Source organism: Catenovulum agarivorans DS-2 (assembly GCF_000568405.1).
Classification (GTDB): domain Bacteria; phylum Pseudomonadota; class Gammaproteobacteria; order Enterobacterales; family Alteromonadaceae; genus Catenovulum; species Catenovulum agarivorans_A.
This window is the reverse complement of sequence record NZ_ARZY01000041.1, coordinates 25,477-39,770: the sequence shown is the minus strand read 5'-3', so window position 1 is coordinate 39,770 and position 14,294 is coordinate 25,477. Positions and strand designations below refer to the sequence as shown.

Sequence of the window (14,294 nt, the reverse complement as noted above, 5' to 3'; positions counted from 1 at the left end):
GGCTGCCGCCGTTCAATCACCAATCATCATTCAGTTATCCTATGGTGGTGCAGGCTTTTTTGCAGGTAAAAGTATCAAACTAGACAGTTATCAGGGGCATGGAAATGCAGTGTTAGGCGGTGTAGCAGCTGCTCATTACATCCATACCGTAGCTGAAGCTTATGGTGTACCTGTTATCTTACATACAGACCATGCTGCTAAAAAATTGCTGCCGTGGATTGACGGCTTGTTGGATGCCAACGAATCTCACTTTGAAAAAACAGGCAAACCGCTGTTTAGTTCGCATATGCTTGACTTGTCAGAAGAATCGTTGGAAGAAAACATTGAAACCTGCGCTCGCTACTTTGAGCGCATGAACAAAATGGGCATGACATTAGAGATTGAATTGGGCTGCACGGGTGGAGAAGAAGATGGTGTAGATAACACTGGAATCGACAGCAGTGCGCTTTACACCCAACCTGAAGATGTAGCATATGCTTACGAAAAGCTGTCTGCGATTAGCCACAACTTTACGATTGCAGCATCATTTGGCAATGTGCATGGTGTTTACAAACCCGGTAACGTTAAACTGACGCCAGTAATCTTAAAAAATTCACAAGTGTTTGTTAGCGAAAAATTTGATCTGCCAACCAATAGTTTAAATTTTGTTTTTCATGGAGGCTCAGGTTCTTCGCAAGCAGAGATAACCGAAGCAATTGAGTATGGTGTGGTTAAAATGAATATCGATACCGACACCCAATGGGCAACTTGGCAAGGTATTCATAACTATTACAATGCTAACCAAGGTTATTTACAAGAGCAAATTGGCAATCCTGATGGTGAAGATAAGCCTAATAAAAAATACTATGATCCAAGAGTTTGGTTGCGCAAAGCAGAAGAATCTATGTCTGCTCGCCTGCAACGATGTTTTGCCGAATTAAACTGCCTAAACAGATACGCAGGAGAATAATAAATGCAACGACTAATACCAACGTTACGTGCAGACAACGTACCCTTAGAGCTCATCATGCTAATTCGTACCATATTGGCAGCAAGTAAAGAAATTGCTTTTCGTGTCAATCAAGGCGCACTCAGTGGTGTTTTAGGCTCAACCTTAGATGAAAACATTCAGGGTGAAACGCAAAAAAAGCTCGATGTACTGTCTAACCAGTTACTTAAAGACATGTTGTTATCATCACCAGATGTTCGAGCTATCGCATCAGAAGAAGAAGACGATGTGGTTAAAGGGCAAGACGGCGCGCCTTACATCGTGGCATTCGATCCGTTAGATGGTTCGTCTAACATTGACATCAATGGTCAAATCGGCACTATTTTTACAATCTACCCTGCAAGAGATGATGTTGCGGCCGATTCACCCTTACAATTTTCTCAGCCAGGTAAAAACCAAGTGTGCGCAGGTTATGTACTGTATGGCCCTTCAACACTCTTAGTGATGACAACAGGCGGTCCAACTCGCCAATACACATTAGATAGAACGCATGGCGGTTACCTGCTAACCAAAGCAGAACTATCAATTCCAGCACAAACTAGCGAATTCTCAATTAATATGTCGAACTTCCACCGTTGGGATCAACCCATTAAAGACTATATTAGTGAGCTTCAAGCTGGCACAGAAGGTAGCAGAGAGCGACAATTTAATATGCGCTGGAATGGCGCTATGGTGGGTGATGTACACAGAATATTATCGCGTGGTGGCATCTTCTTATATCCAGCCAATACAGATGAGCCAACTAAACCAGGAAAATTACGCTTGCTCTACGAAGCAAATCCAATGGCGATGTTAGTAGAACAAGCTGACGGCTTAGCCTCTACTGGTACGGATAGAATTTTAGATATACAACCAAGTGAATTGCACCAACGAGTCCCTGTTATCACAGGTTCAAAAGAGGAAGTTGATTACTTGCTCAAAACACTCTAGCACTTGAACTAAAAAACCCGCATATGAATACTCAAATGCGGGTTTATTGATCAGCATTAAAAAAAGCGTCCTTGCTATATTGCTCATTACAAGAGCACGACTACTAAACCGTCTATAAAAGTAGCTAGCTACTTAAAAGCTTTGTTATATAACTCAATATCCATAATTGCGCCTGGGTGTTGAACAACCTCACGCGCAACTTTATCCGCGTTTTCTATGGCCGATAAAACACTTTGACCATTAACCCGAGATACCAAATAAGTGCCAGCGAAAGAGTCGCCTGCAGCCGTTGAATCAAGCTGTTTTGGTGCTGGGTTAAATGGAACATGACATGCACTATGCTCTGCGGTATAACCATATACCCCTTGTTTACCCGCTTTAATCACAAACTCGCTTACGCCAAGTTGCAACATATAGTTTTTAACTGCTTCTACAGTTTGTTGTTCAAACAAATCTTGATGTTCGTCTAAACCTGGTAAAGCGATATCTGATAACTTGTAGGCTTTTTCAATCCACTCGATTGCATGAGATTGATCACGCCACATGCGTGGTCGATAGTTGGGATCGAACGCAATCTTACTGCCATTTGCTTTTGCCTGGGCCAATATATCAAGTAACCGACCTTTGTTTTCGTCAGATAAAATTGCCAACGAAATACCGCTGAAAAATATGATGTCGGCTGCTGGTAACTGATCTGCACCACCCGCAGCCAACAATAAATCAACCATTTGCGTCGCAGCAGAATCTTTACGCCAATAAGTAAAAGAACGCTCTCCGTGTTCATCAGTTTGAATCGCGTAAATACCAATATTGGCAGAATCCGTTTGGTAAACAGCGTCAGCCGAAATGTTTTCAGAAGCTAAATACTCACGCATTTTATCGCTAAACATATCTGAACCGAGCGCCGAAAAATAACCCACTTGAGTATTTGGCGACCAGCGCTTAGCGTAGATACCTGCATTTAAAGTATCGCCCGCAAATTTTTGCATCAGTTGGCCATTTTCTGATTGCTTAAATTCAACCATACCCTCGCCAACAACCAATAAACCTGTCATAACTAAACTACCTTATGTATGCATACACCCTGTTAATTGGGAACATATCTAAACAAACAAGATACCACATACAAACAACAATGTTTATATGTGAATGATAAAAATATCTATGTATTAGTTTAATTTAGTTACTATTTTGGAAAGTGCCAGCATCAAGTATTTGGCGCTTTATACGATAGCGACAAATATAGTTCCAATTCCAGCTGTCATCATATTTATGACATAAACCCCATTCTAAACCAGGTGCTTCAATTTCTTTGCCTTCGGGATCACGAAAAATCCCCAATGCTTCAGGTGCGCCCTTGATGTGCGACATAATTTCAAAATTAATTCCGTCTGGTGCCCATTGAATGGTATTTTTTTCTGGACCGTCAGTGGTGATAAGTGACGCAATGCCACCTTTGTAATTCCATACAGCCACTTCATGGCCTGAATTGGAAATTGGGTTGTACTCGGATTTTACATACGGGCCTAAAACATTGTCAGCAATTGCCACACCATGTTTAATTTCACGACCACCAAAATTCATCCCCTCGCCCATGGTTTCACCTTTGTAATAAAGATAAAATTTGTTGTTTAACACCATTAAACAAGGATCATGTACTTTGTGACTATCAAAACTGCCTTTCGATTTAACTTTAAAACGATTGTCTTCATCACCTTGCCATTCACCGTCTTTGGAAGGGCTTAAAATTGGTGCGTCTGACTTATTCCAAGGTCCAAACGGCGAATCTGCCCATGCAATCGCAATTTCTTCATATTGGCGGTTAGTATAAGGGAATTGCACCGTTTGATAGACCAAATAAAATTTGCCATCGTGAGCTAACACCTCTGGAGTAAACACCGCTCTGTCATCAAAACGTCCTGGTTCACCACGACCTATCGCTCTGCCCTGTTCTTTCCATGTATAACCATCTGTAGAGGTTGCATGCCAAACTTCGGTTAAGTCCCAAGGAAATACTTTGTCTTCTGGATTGTCTGAACCAAAACCAACGGTTTCCCCTTCACCTTTGGTATACCACACATGGTATAAGCCATCGACCAAGATAACAGCAGTTGGATCTCTGCGAATGACGCCCTCTTGAAATTCAAAGTCACCTTGTAGTGGCTCTACATCAAATTCAATTAACCAAGAAGAATCTTTGTTATCATAACCACGTTCAATCGCACGTTTACTGGCTAAACTTAACTTTTTTTCAGACATATTATGACCCTCAACTGAATAGGCATATATTAAATATTCACAATAAATTGCACTATAGCGCACAAATGGTATATTGTTAACAATTATTTTAATTAATTGGTTTAAACCATAACCGAGCGCCAATTTCTAACAATATGTTTTTATTAATCTAATTTGAATTTTAGACTTTTTAATAGAACCAACTATAGTTAAAAACTAAAAAATTAGTTGCTAAAAATCTATAGATCTACTTTACTTATGACAAAACATTTTGTTAACTATCTACATAAAACAACGAAACAATTGTAAATCAGCCAATTTAAAAGGTGATTAGATGAAAATCAGAAGTAAAATAGCTGCGATTCCGTTACTGGGCATCGGCTTAGCTGCCTGCCAATCAAGTGATGGCAATACTCAAGGCCAAGTTGAAACCAAACCGGATAAAGTATTATTCGACTTTGAAAACTCAGCCGTACCTGTTGAAGTAAAAGTAGCTAATGCAACTGCAAGCATTGTAAAGCAAGGTGCAACCTCTGGTGACCAAGCGCTCAATGTGAAATTTAATTCTAAAGCACATGAATGGACCTCTATTGAATTTACCCCAGCCCAACCTTGGGATTGGAGCGAATACGAAAGCTTTAGCATTGCATTTGATATTTCAAATGTTGGGCAGTATTCCACTCAACTATTTTTGAACGTATTCGACAAAAACGGTCAAGTGTATACCCGCAGTGTAAACGTGCCAGTTGGAGAAGATGCTAAAACCTATTACTCAAAGATGGCTGGCCATGATTTAGTCAGTCCAAAAAATAAACACGGTGAAAATGTTGAGCTTAATTTAAGCTCAGGTTTACGTTCTAACCCACCCACTTGGAATGAAGGTGACGACCAAGTTCAATTTATTTGGATGTGGGGTAATAAAAACCTCGACACATCGGGCATCACGAAGATCTCGTTAAGTGTGCAATATAATCTTCACAATAAAGAAGTGACAATTGACAATGTTCGAGTAATGCCAAACCCTAAGATGGATCCTGACTATCTTGTGGATATCGTAGATAAATTCGGCCAACCTTCTCGTATGGAATACGAAGAGAAAATTCACTCTGAGGCTGAATTGCTTGCAGTTAAAGAAAAAGAACTTGCAGAACTACAAGGAGGCAAAAAAATATCTGACCGGACCAAATTTAGTGGTTGGAAAGATGGCCCTAGACTTGAAGCTACTGGATACTTCCGCACCGAAAAAGTGGGTGGTAAATGGAGCTTAGTTGACCCTGAAGGTTATTTATATTTCACAACAGGTATAGATAACGTACGTATGTCAAACGCGACTACTTTGACTGGTTATGATTTTGACCAAACTGCAATCAACCAAAGAACTGCAGACGAAGTAACCCCTGAAGATTCACAAGGGTTGAATCCACCACCACCGTCTGCGATTCCAACGCGCCATTTAGTCTCTGAAACTCGTAAGAATATGTTCGAATGGTTGCCAGACTATGATGATCCGTTAGCCAGCAGCTATGGTTATCGCCGTGGTGCACACTCGGGTCCATTAGAGCGTGGTGAAGTATTTAGCTTCTATATGGCAAACTTAGAACGCAAATATGGTGAAACGACACCTTATTCATACTTAAAAGATTGGTCTAAAGTAACGGTTGATCGCATGCTGAGCTGGGGTTTCACTTCGTTCGGTAACTGGATTGACCCTATGTATTATCAAAATAATCGTATTCCTTACTTTGCCAACGGCTGGATTATTGGTGACTTCAAACAAGTTTCAAGTGGTAACGATTTCTGGGGTGGTTTACCAGATCCATTCGACCCGTTATTTGCTGAACGAGCTGATATTACAGTTAAAACAATTGCCAACGAAGTCAAAGGCAGCCCTTGGTGTGTTGGTGTATTCATTGACAACGAAAAAAGCTGGGGTCGTCCAGAATCTAAAGTATCTGAGTTAGGAATTGTTATTCACACATTAACGCGTGACGGTAATGATTCGCCAACTAAAAATATGTTTACTGACACTATGAAAGCTAAATACGGCTCAATCAGTAAACTAAATAAAGCTTGGGGAACCAATGTTGCCTCTTGGGACGCTTTCCAACAAGGAAAAATCAACAGCAAACTTGATGTAAACAATGCAACACAAATCGCTGATTACGAGCAATTGTTATACAACTATGCTGCTGAATACTTCCGTATTGTTGATGAAGCATTAGCTAAATACATGCCTAACCATATGTACATGGGCGTTCGTTTTGCTGACTGGGGTATGCCGAAACCTGTGGTTAAAGCAGCTGCAAAATATGTTGATGTTGTCAGCTTTAATTTATACAAAGAAGGGTTAACTCAAAACAAATGGAAATTCTTAGAAGAAATGGATATGCCAACCGTCATTGGTGAATTCCATATGGGCACAACCGCTTCAGGTTTCTTCCACCCTGGTTTGATTCACGCGGCTAATCAAGAAGATAGAGCCCGTATGTACAAAGATTATATGCGCTCAATTATCGACAACGACTACTTCATTGGTGCACACTGGTTCCAATACCTAGACTCGCCAATTACTGGTCGTGCATATGATGGTGAAAACTATAATGTTGGTTTTGTATCAGTAACTGATATTCCATACAATGCTATGGTCAAAGCAGCTAGAGAACTGCACACAGAGCTATACGAACGTCGCTATGGTCACTTAAAACAAAATAAGTAGCCATAAAGCATAAGCTAACATTTAATTTAAAAGCCGCTTAATACAAAGTTAAGCGGCTTTTTTTTTATGCTCTATACTTAACCAAAGCCCTTATAAACTAAATATACCGGAGCACTTAGTGTCAGTACTGAAAATAAGCTTGTTCGTGTTGGCAGCGTTTGTTATGCCAGCAAGTTTGGCTAAAGCTATTTCTGTCGACATTGCGGTTAATTCCGACCAGCGGCAAAAGTTCCAGCAAATGGTTGGCAACACAGATTGTCAAACCTTCGACAACTATCTGCACCCAAGTGCATACCGACTTTCACTGGAGCTTTTGGTTATCTGCAAAGCCTTAAGTTATAGTCAGTTAGATTTTCAATTTAAGTTTTTAAATACCCCTAATTATGCTCGTGCAATTATCGAAGCAGAAAAAGGCAATGTCGTCATGTCTGCTACCACTATTTGGCAAACAGACGTAGATACAAATACCTTTTATTTAACCGATGCTGTTTTTCCACGTGGCCAGTTCATCAAAGGGTTATTTACAACGCCAGAATACAAACAACAAATTGAACATAAATTAATGGGATTACCGCATTCAGCTAGCAAAAGACTCATCTTACATACACTGCGTGGCTATCATATACTGTCATCTCGGCAATGGTGGCACGACTGGGCCATGCTAGAGAAACTGCAACTACCCGCGGTCAACTCTTCGCACGATAGTGCGTTGTGCCGAATGATAAAAGCTGGCCGAGCACAACTTTTTATTGGTGAGTTAGTGATGGTTGGTCCAAATCAAACCACATTTCCATGTGATGATGTGCAGTTGGTTCCGATAAATGGCGTAAAATTCACCTTCCCCATTTCTCGACATTTTGCCATTTCCAAAAGCCACCCGCGTGGTAAAACTGTATTTGATGCACTGCAAAAAGGGCTGGCATTACTCCAACAACAAGGAGATATTGATTTAATGCTATACCCAACAGAAAAGATTCGGAAAAATATTGAATCGAGGATCGATCTGTATCCAGATTGATCCCCTTACAGTAAGCTTATTTAAAGTAAATTGGCAGGTTTAAACTCAATATTGCTATCAACTAGCTTAGTTTTATTAATGATCTCACCAGACTTAATAAATTTAGTGGCAACAACATAAGCTTTAGCATTATTGACGGCATCTACTGCCAACAACTCATCGTCTTTGAAATACCACACAGAGAATTTGTGTTCTTCGGCTTCTTTACGAATTAATATTTCATTGTAACCTTGCGACAAACCAACCATTTGTAGTTTTACATCGTACTGATCTGACCAAAACCAAGGCAAGGTATCGTAATTAACTTCTTTGCCACATATAGCCGCAGCTGCGACTTTTGCTTGGTCTACTGCGTTTTGTACAGACTCCAATCGGATAAATCTTTGGTAGTGAGGGTTGAAGTGATAAGTACAATCACCAATTGCGTAGATATGTTCATCACTGGTTTGCGCTTGACCATTAACTTTAATACCGTTGTCAATCTCTAAGCCCGCTTCCATCGCGATTTCACTGTTCACTCGAATACCCACACCGACAATAATTATATCAGCTGGATAATCAGTCCCATCGTCGCATTGTACAAAATTCTGTTGATTGGCACGTTCGATACGTACCACATTTTTGTTAGTTTCAACGGCGACGCCGTTTTTAGCATGCAACTCTTGGAAAAAGTCTGACATGTAAGGTGCCGTAACTCGCGCTAAAATACGCGGCTCTCTTTCCAAAACTGTTACCTGAGCGCCGAGCTTTTTCAGTGAGGCTGCTGTTTCAAGCCCAATATAACCGCCGCCGATAATCACCACGCGTTTTTGCTCAGATTGCTCAAACGCTTGGCGAATATTTTCAACATCTTCTGCTGTGCGTAATGGAAATAACTGCTCGGCAGATTCAATGCCTTCAATCGGTGGAATAAACGGCCGAGCACCCGTTGCAATCACTAACTTGTCATACGCAACTTGCTCACCATTTTGTAATTGCACAACTTGTGCGCTGCGCTCAATGCTACCAACTTTAACCCCAAGGTTAAGTTCAATTTGTTCTTTCTGATAAGTATCAGCCGCTTTAAGCAAATTTTTATCAATAGCATCTGCACTGGTTAAATAAGCTTTCGATAAAGGAGGCCTGTGGTAAGGCAAGGTTGGGTCTGCATCAAACAACTTAATATTGCCCTGCCAGCCTGCTTTTCTTAATGCAAATGCAAAATTAACCCCAGCATGACTTGCCCCAATCACAACACATGTTTGATTTTCTGCCATAACCTGACTACCCCTTTAAATCTTAATCAATCTTATTTAGCAACGTGTAACACTACACCGTCGAGGGCGTCTGTTACTTCAATTTGACAACATAAACGGCTGTATTCGTTTGCATCATCATCTAGCTCAAGCATGTCTTGCTCAATTTCACTAGCAGGACCCGTTTTATCAAAATGTTCAGGCGCTACATGCACATGACAGGTCGCACACGAACATACACCACCGCAATCGCCGTCTATCCCTTGTACACCATTTTGTACGGCAAGCTCCATTACTGAGCCCGAATCTGCCTCTAATTCAACTTTTTCACTGTCGCTTGTAATAAAAATAATTTTAGCCATGAGTCACCTACCACTTATCTTGGATTAAATTTCACGTTAATACTGTCAAAACCAACTTTACGTTTAAATTGGTCTAAATCTTCAATGTTTTCTTTAGCATCAAGAATCTCAATCGAGCCTACTTTAGCTGCGAGCGTCTCCAATAAAATATGCATAATTTGTCGAGCGTGAGTTGCTCCCAAACAATTATGATGGCTAAAGCCAAATGCTACATGTGGGTTAACTTTTCGGTCTAACACCACTTCATTGGGGTTTTCGAAAACTTTCTCATCACGGTTTGCAGAAGCCCAGCACAGCGAGATACGGCTATCCGCCTTGACATCATGTCCATGCGGACAGACTTTTGTGTCTTCTGTGGCGACGCGTCCCATATGAGTTAATGGAGAGAAATAGCGGATAAGCTCTTCAACCGCTCTATTGGTTATTTCTGGTTCATCGCGCAATCGCGATAAAGCTTGCGGATGCTCAGCAAAATATGCAATAGAGTTGGTTACAGCATTGATGACAGTGTCACGTCCACCTGCAAAAGTTAAGATCATCACACCTTTTACTTCTTCTTTGCTGAGTTTCCGGCCGTTGATCTCAGAATTTAACAACACTGAATATAAGTCGTCGCCTGGGTTTGCTTGTGCTCGATCAATTTGTTCGTCAATGTAATCGTACAAAATAGCCGCTTTATCACCGTCCAACGCAACCCCTTCGCTTCTAAATACATGGGTGCCCCAGCCAATCCAAACTTCCGACTCTTCATAAGGAATGTTTAACAACAAAGTTAATGCGCGAGACTGCAACTTAAGTGAAAACTCACCAACAACCTCGATATCATCTTTGGTCAATACTTCGTCAACTAAAGACTCAATTTGAGTTCGCAGTTTCGCTCGGTATTCGTCTTCTAATGGGCGTTTAAACCAAGGTTCAACTATCGCTCGATAATCACCGTGTTCAGGTGGATCAACTTCAAAAGGAATTTGTCGTGTATCACGAATGTTCACCTCAGACGGAACCACAATGCGGCCTGGCTTAGCACCAGACTGAAAGGTTTTCCAATTGTGTGCACATTTACGTACATCTTTTAGTCCAAGCACCATAGTCACAGGATCATCTTGGTCATTCATATGCCCAATACCCTGCTCATTTCTCGCTTGTTCAAACGGATCTGAAAATTCACTTTTTTTCATCAAACTCACCCTAATCAAATGCCTGTTGTCGTCAGACATGGAATTTGTTAAATAACTGTAACCATTATAGGCAGGTTAAATTAGAAAAATATGCGACTTATTATCCAAAAATGTCAGATTCTTGCTGTCATCAACTAAAAGTTAGAGACAAGGTAAATTTACTGCTAAGCTTTATGCAAACGCGGTAAATAGTTAACGCCATGAGCTTTATTCATAAAATAATTTGCAGCCTCTTTCTCAGTGCAATCGCAACCAGCCAACTGATGGCGTGTGACATCCAAGTTACCCACCCTCTTCAAGAAAACAGCAAAGATGAGTTGGTGGTTGAGCTACTAAAATTATCACTGAGTAAAGTCAACAAATCAGTGTGTTTCGACGAACTAAGCGAAACACTTACCGAAGCACGTAAAGTCCATTATGTGATAGAAAAACGTTTGAGCTTAAAATGGGGCAGCGCTGGCGGTCACTATGTAGAGCATTTGCAAGAAGTTGCCCAACCTATTTTTAGAGGGCTAGGTGGATATCGAATTCTTGTGATCCGCCAAGGTGAAGAAGCTAGGTTCAAAAATGTTAATAGCCTAGAAGATTTAACTTCATTTACGGTTGGACAAGGTGCTTTTTGGGGCGATACCCGCGTACTAGAAAACGCAGGGTTAAAAGTTGAAAAGTCTACTCAAGCTCGTAAATTATGGAAGATGCTACATGCCAAGCGCTTTGATTACATTGCTTTAGCGGTACATGAGCCATGGAAAGAACTAGCCGTCAGGCCTGATTTACAGATGGCGGTAGAGCCCAATATTCTGCTAGTGTACCCCTCAGCATTATATTTTTATGTTCACAAAAACAACCAAGCTCTGTATGAATTATTAGACTCGGGCATGAAAAAAGCATTGGCTGATGGCAGCTACTACCAAAAATTGGTTAACTCTCAAATGATAAAAGATACTATTAAATACGCAAACATAGCGAAGCGAAAGGTTATTGAACTCGACAACCCTTTTATTAAACAAAATGATATGGCGACGACTGAATTACTAAAATACTTGGTGAGTGCAAATGATTCAGCCAAGGTAACCCGGTAACACTAATTTAAATTGTGTACCGCAACCTTGAATACTTTGGCAACTTATCTCCCCTCTAAGTTTTTGCGTAACCAAGTTGTACACTATGTGCATACCTAAGCCTGAGCCCCCATCTCCCCGTTTGGTTGTATAAAAAGGTTCAAAAATTTTCTTGCGGGTATCGTCACACATGCCGACACCGTCGTCACTAAAAGTAATTTCAATATGTTGTTCGCCCAGCGCATGTACGCATATCGCAATAATGCCTAAATTGTCGCTTGGAAACGCATGTTTAATCGCATTTTCCACTAGGTTTGAGACAATCTGCGCTAATGCCCCTGGGTAGGTTTGAATGCTAATGTCATCTGATATAGCAGTAATAATTTGAATATGATGGCGTTTTACTATGGGTGTTAATGTATCCAATACATGATCTATGTATTTAGCAAGCTCAACCTTGCGTTGCTCATCGTGAGATTGGTCGACTGCCACTAATTTGAAGTTACTAATTTGCTCAGAAGCTCTGGATAAATTTTTTAACACCATAGATGAAGCATTGGCTAAATTATTCATACAGGTTGCAAACGACTTTTTGCTCAACGTGCCACCTTGCATTTGTTTAGATAAATCTTCAACTAACTCAATTATATGGCTAGCCGCGGTAACTGAAATGCCAATTGGTGTGTTCACTTCATGTGCAATTCCGGCGACTAAACCGCCTAATGCAGCCATTTTTTCACTTTCAATTAAATGCTGTTGGGCTTGCCGTAAATCAGATAAGGTTGTAAGCAAACGTTCATTACTTTCGGTCAGAGCTTTAGTGCGTTCTTCAACTCTTTGTTCTAGTTGCTCATTGGCTTGGTGCAAATCATGCTGTACTTGCTTTAATTGTGAAATATCGTCGTAAGTACCAACTATACCAACTACCTGATCTGTTGGGCTAACAATTGGCCGTTTAGAAGTACGTAACCAAATAGTCTCACCAGACTTATGCGTTTGCGGTTCTTCAAAATTAATTAAGTGGATGCGCTCATTCATTGTTTTGGCGTCATCACCGCGATAGAGCTCGGCTTGCTCTGGGAAGAAGTCATAGTCGGTTAAACCCACTAATTCGTGAGGTGACTCAAAACCCGCATCCTTGGCAAACGCATGATTCGAGCCCATATAAACTGACTTTCTATTTTTCCAAAATACCCGCTGAGGCATTAAATCAATGACTTGCTGGTAAGCTTTCATTTGGGTTTTTAGTTGTAAATGACGTTGCCGGTTCAACAATAACCACGAAACAGTTTGACTAATTTGTTTGAATTTTTCAGCAGTCAAAACTTGCTCTAGTTGCTGAAGGCTTAATATAAAACCAACTAAACTTTGCTCTATCACCAAAGTGTTTAAGTACAAAGCGCCAGACCAGAATTGCTCAACAATGCCGGCCGGCCAATCTTTGCTATTAACCTCAAGCTGCTTTGGTAAATTTTCTATCAACGAATGCAGTAATGGCCAATCACTCATTTCGTCCGTTTTTACCGCAAGTCGATTCGTCACGACACTATCGTCGGTTAAAAACGAAAAACCAGTCAAGTTATATTCGTCGTTCGCTTCATCTTTATCAATTGCAACAATAGCAAAAGGCAGTTCAATAGTTTCACTTAATTCAGGTTGACTATTCAAAAAACCACTAAAGCGCACTGGTTCACTAAGCCCATCTTGTAGCAAATTTTGTATCAACGAACTTAACTTATCCATGAGCAGTTAAATTTAAATTAGACCATTATCTAAATTTAGACGCGATTACTCCAGATGCAAGCGGCCCCCAGTGTTTTCGCCTTTAATGTCGCGACAATTACTCGTTCCAATATTTGCACAAAGGTTAATTTCAAGTTAATTTACCAGCCACTCAAGCGAATAAATTACAAATATATCTGAGCAATTATGCAAAAACTCATCGTCATCCTTCTGGCGTTTAGCGCTGGATTTTCAATCATGTCTTTTGAATTATTAGGTGGGCGCATGCTAGCCCCCTACTTTGGCAGCAGCGTTTATGTGTGGGGGAGTATTATCACCGTCTTTATGTTGGCATTGTCATTGGGTTATCTAACTGGTGGCAAGCTATCGGTAAACAAACCGAATTTGGCAAAGTTTGCCTGTATCTTTGGCATTGCCGCTGTCGCCATTTTGCCGAGTATATTTTATTCAGAGTTTTTATTCGAGTTAGTCTTCGCATGGATTGAAGATCCTCGTTATGGTTCGTTAGTTGCTGCGACCCTAGTTTTTCTGATACCCAGTGTGGTTATGGGCATGATATCCCCCTACTCAGTGCGTCTGCTAACAGTTTCAACGCACTCGTCTGGTCAAACCGCTGGATTTTTGTATTTTGTTTCAACGTTAGGCAGTGCCATTGGCACCATAATGACCTCTTTTTATTTAGTGTTATGGATGGAAGTTAGTCAGATTCTTTGGTTTATCTTTGGGATATTGACCAGTTGTGCTGCGCTTGCCTTTACAACTCATGTCCTAAGTAATAAAAACACTCCAGTCTTTTCAAATAACTCAGTCGTGAGCGAGTAAAAC

At 40.7% G+C, this 14,294-nt stretch carries 12 protein-coding genes; 6 read left to right on the top strand and 6 right to left on the bottom strand.

Annotated features, from left to right (window positions below; genetic code table 11):
- Positions 1-949: class II fructose-bisphosphate aldolase (fbaA, locus tag DS2_RS16560; protein WP_035016020.1), on the top strand; the 949-nt coding region annotated here is incomplete at its 5' end.
- Between the two features lie 3 nt (positions 950-952).
- Positions 953-1,918, top strand: a complete 966-nt coding sequence (locus DS2_RS16555; RefSeq protein ID WP_035016019.1) for a class 1 fructose-bisphosphatase — start codon at positions 953-955, stop codon at positions 1,916-1,918.
- 128 nt (positions 1,919-2,046) lie between these two features.
- Here DS2_RS16555 and DS2_RS16550 read toward each other — a convergent pair whose 3' ends face one another.
- Positions 2,047-2,973 (bottom strand): sugar kinase, encoded by a 927-nt coding sequence (locus DS2_RS16550; RefSeq protein ID WP_035016018.1) that lies wholly within the window; start codon positions 2,971-2,973, stop codon positions 2,047-2,049.
- A 124-nt stretch (positions 2,974-3,097) separates the two neighbouring features.
- Positions 3,098-4,177: a glycoside hydrolase family 117 protein gene (locus DS2_RS16545; protein ID WP_035016026.1), complete on the bottom strand. Its 1,080-nt coding sequence runs from the start codon at positions 4,175-4,177 to the stop codon at positions 3,098-3,100.
- A 313-nt stretch (positions 4,178-4,490) separates the two neighbouring features.
- Here DS2_RS16545 and DS2_RS16540 point away from each other — a divergent pair, with 313 nt between their 5' ends.
- Both DS2_RS16540 and DS2_RS16535 read left to right on the top strand, forming a co-directional pair.
- A complete protein-coding gene (locus DS2_RS16540; RefSeq protein ID WP_035016017.1) occupies positions 4,491-6,872 on the top strand; it encodes a beta-galactosidase in 2,382 nt (793 codons plus the stop codon).
- Positions 6,873-6,990: 118 nt separating this feature from the next.
- Positions 6,991-7,890: a hypothetical protein gene (locus tag DS2_RS16535; RefSeq protein WP_152537636.1), complete on the top strand. Its 900-nt coding sequence runs from the start codon at positions 6,991-6,993 to the stop codon at positions 7,888-7,890.
- Positions 7,891-7,910: 20 nt separating this feature from the next.
- Here DS2_RS16535 and DS2_RS16530 read toward each other — a convergent pair whose 3' ends face one another.
- Genes DS2_RS16530 through DS2_RS16520 form a run of 3 tightly spaced genes read right to left on the bottom strand, consistent with a single transcriptional unit; the run spans position 7,911 to position 10,665 of the window.
- A complete protein-coding gene (locus DS2_RS16530) occupies positions 7,911-9,146 on the bottom strand; it encodes an NAD(P)/FAD-dependent oxidoreductase (protein ID WP_035016015.1) in 1,236 nt (411 codons plus the stop codon).
- Positions 9,147-9,178: 32 nt separating this feature from the next.
- Positions 9,179-9,487, bottom strand: a complete 309-nt coding sequence (locus DS2_RS16525) for a 2Fe-2S iron-sulfur cluster-binding protein (protein ID WP_035016014.1) — start codon at positions 9,485-9,487, stop codon at positions 9,179-9,181.
- A gap of 14 nt (positions 9,488-9,501) precedes the next feature.
- Positions 9,502-10,665, bottom strand: coding sequence for a cytochrome P450 (locus DS2_RS16520; RefSeq protein WP_035016013.1), 1,164 nt, complete (start codon positions 10,663-10,665; stop codon positions 9,502-9,504).
- A 200-nt stretch (positions 10,666-10,865) separates the two neighbouring features.
- On the opposite strand from DS2_RS16520, the gene DS2_RS16515 reads away from it, so the two are divergent.
- Positions 10,866-11,747, top strand: coding sequence for a hypothetical protein (locus DS2_RS16515; protein ID WP_035016012.1), 882 nt, complete (start codon positions 10,866-10,868; stop codon positions 11,745-11,747).
- Here the strand turns inward: DS2_RS16515 and DS2_RS20065 are convergent.
- Positions 11,727-13,394, bottom strand: coding sequence for a sensor histidine kinase (locus DS2_RS20065; RefSeq protein WP_160168583.1), 1,668 nt, complete (start codon positions 13,392-13,394; stop codon positions 11,727-11,729). The two genes, DS2_RS16515 and DS2_RS20065, sit on opposite strands and share 21 nt — an antisense overlap.
- A gap of 261 nt (positions 13,395-13,655) precedes the next feature.
- Here DS2_RS20065 and DS2_RS16505 point away from each other — a divergent pair, with 261 nt between their 5' ends.
- Positions 13,656-14,291, top strand: coding sequence for a fused MFS/spermidine synthase (locus DS2_RS16505; protein ID WP_035016010.1), 636 nt, complete (start codon positions 13,656-13,658; stop codon positions 14,289-14,291).
- Positions 14,292-14,294 lie beyond the last annotated feature (3 nt).

What these genes read in the sequence shown, in the direction of transcription:
- DS2_RS16555 (WP_035016019.1), top strand. Translation starts at nt 953, where the DNA reads ATGCAACGACTAATACCAACGTTACGTGCAGACAACGTACCCTTAGAG.
- DS2_RS16530 (WP_035016015.1), bottom strand. Translation starts at nt 9,146, where the DNA reads ATGGCAGAAAATCAAACATGTGTTGTGATTGGGGCAAGTCATGCTGGG.
- DS2_RS16525 (WP_035016014.1), bottom strand. Translation starts at nt 9,487, where the DNA reads ATGGCTAAAATTATTTTTATTACAAGCGACAGTGAAAAAGTTGAATTA.
- DS2_RS16520 (WP_035016013.1), bottom strand. Translation starts at nt 10,665, where the DNA reads ATGAAAAAAAGTGAATTTTCAGATCCGTTTGAACAAGCGAGAAATGAG.
- DS2_RS16505 (WP_035016010.1), top strand. Translation starts at nt 13,656, where the DNA reads ATGCAAAAACTCATCGTCATCCTTCTGGCGTTTAGCGCTGGATTTTCA.
- DS2_RS16515 (WP_035016012.1), top strand. Translation starts at nt 10,866, where the DNA reads ATGAGCTTTATTCATAAAATAATTTGCAGCCTCTTTCTCAGTGCAATC.
- DS2_RS16550 (WP_035016018.1), bottom strand. Translation starts at nt 2,973, where the DNA reads ATGACAGGTTTATTGGTTGTTGGCGAGGGTATGGTTGAATTTAAGCAA.
- DS2_RS16545 (WP_035016026.1), bottom strand. Translation starts at nt 4,177, where the DNA reads ATGTCTGAAAAAAAGTTAAGTTTAGCCAGTAAACGTGCGATTGAACGT.
- DS2_RS16540 (WP_035016017.1), top strand. Translation starts at nt 4,491, where the DNA reads ATGAAAATCAGAAGTAAAATAGCTGCGATTCCGTTACTGGGCATCGGC.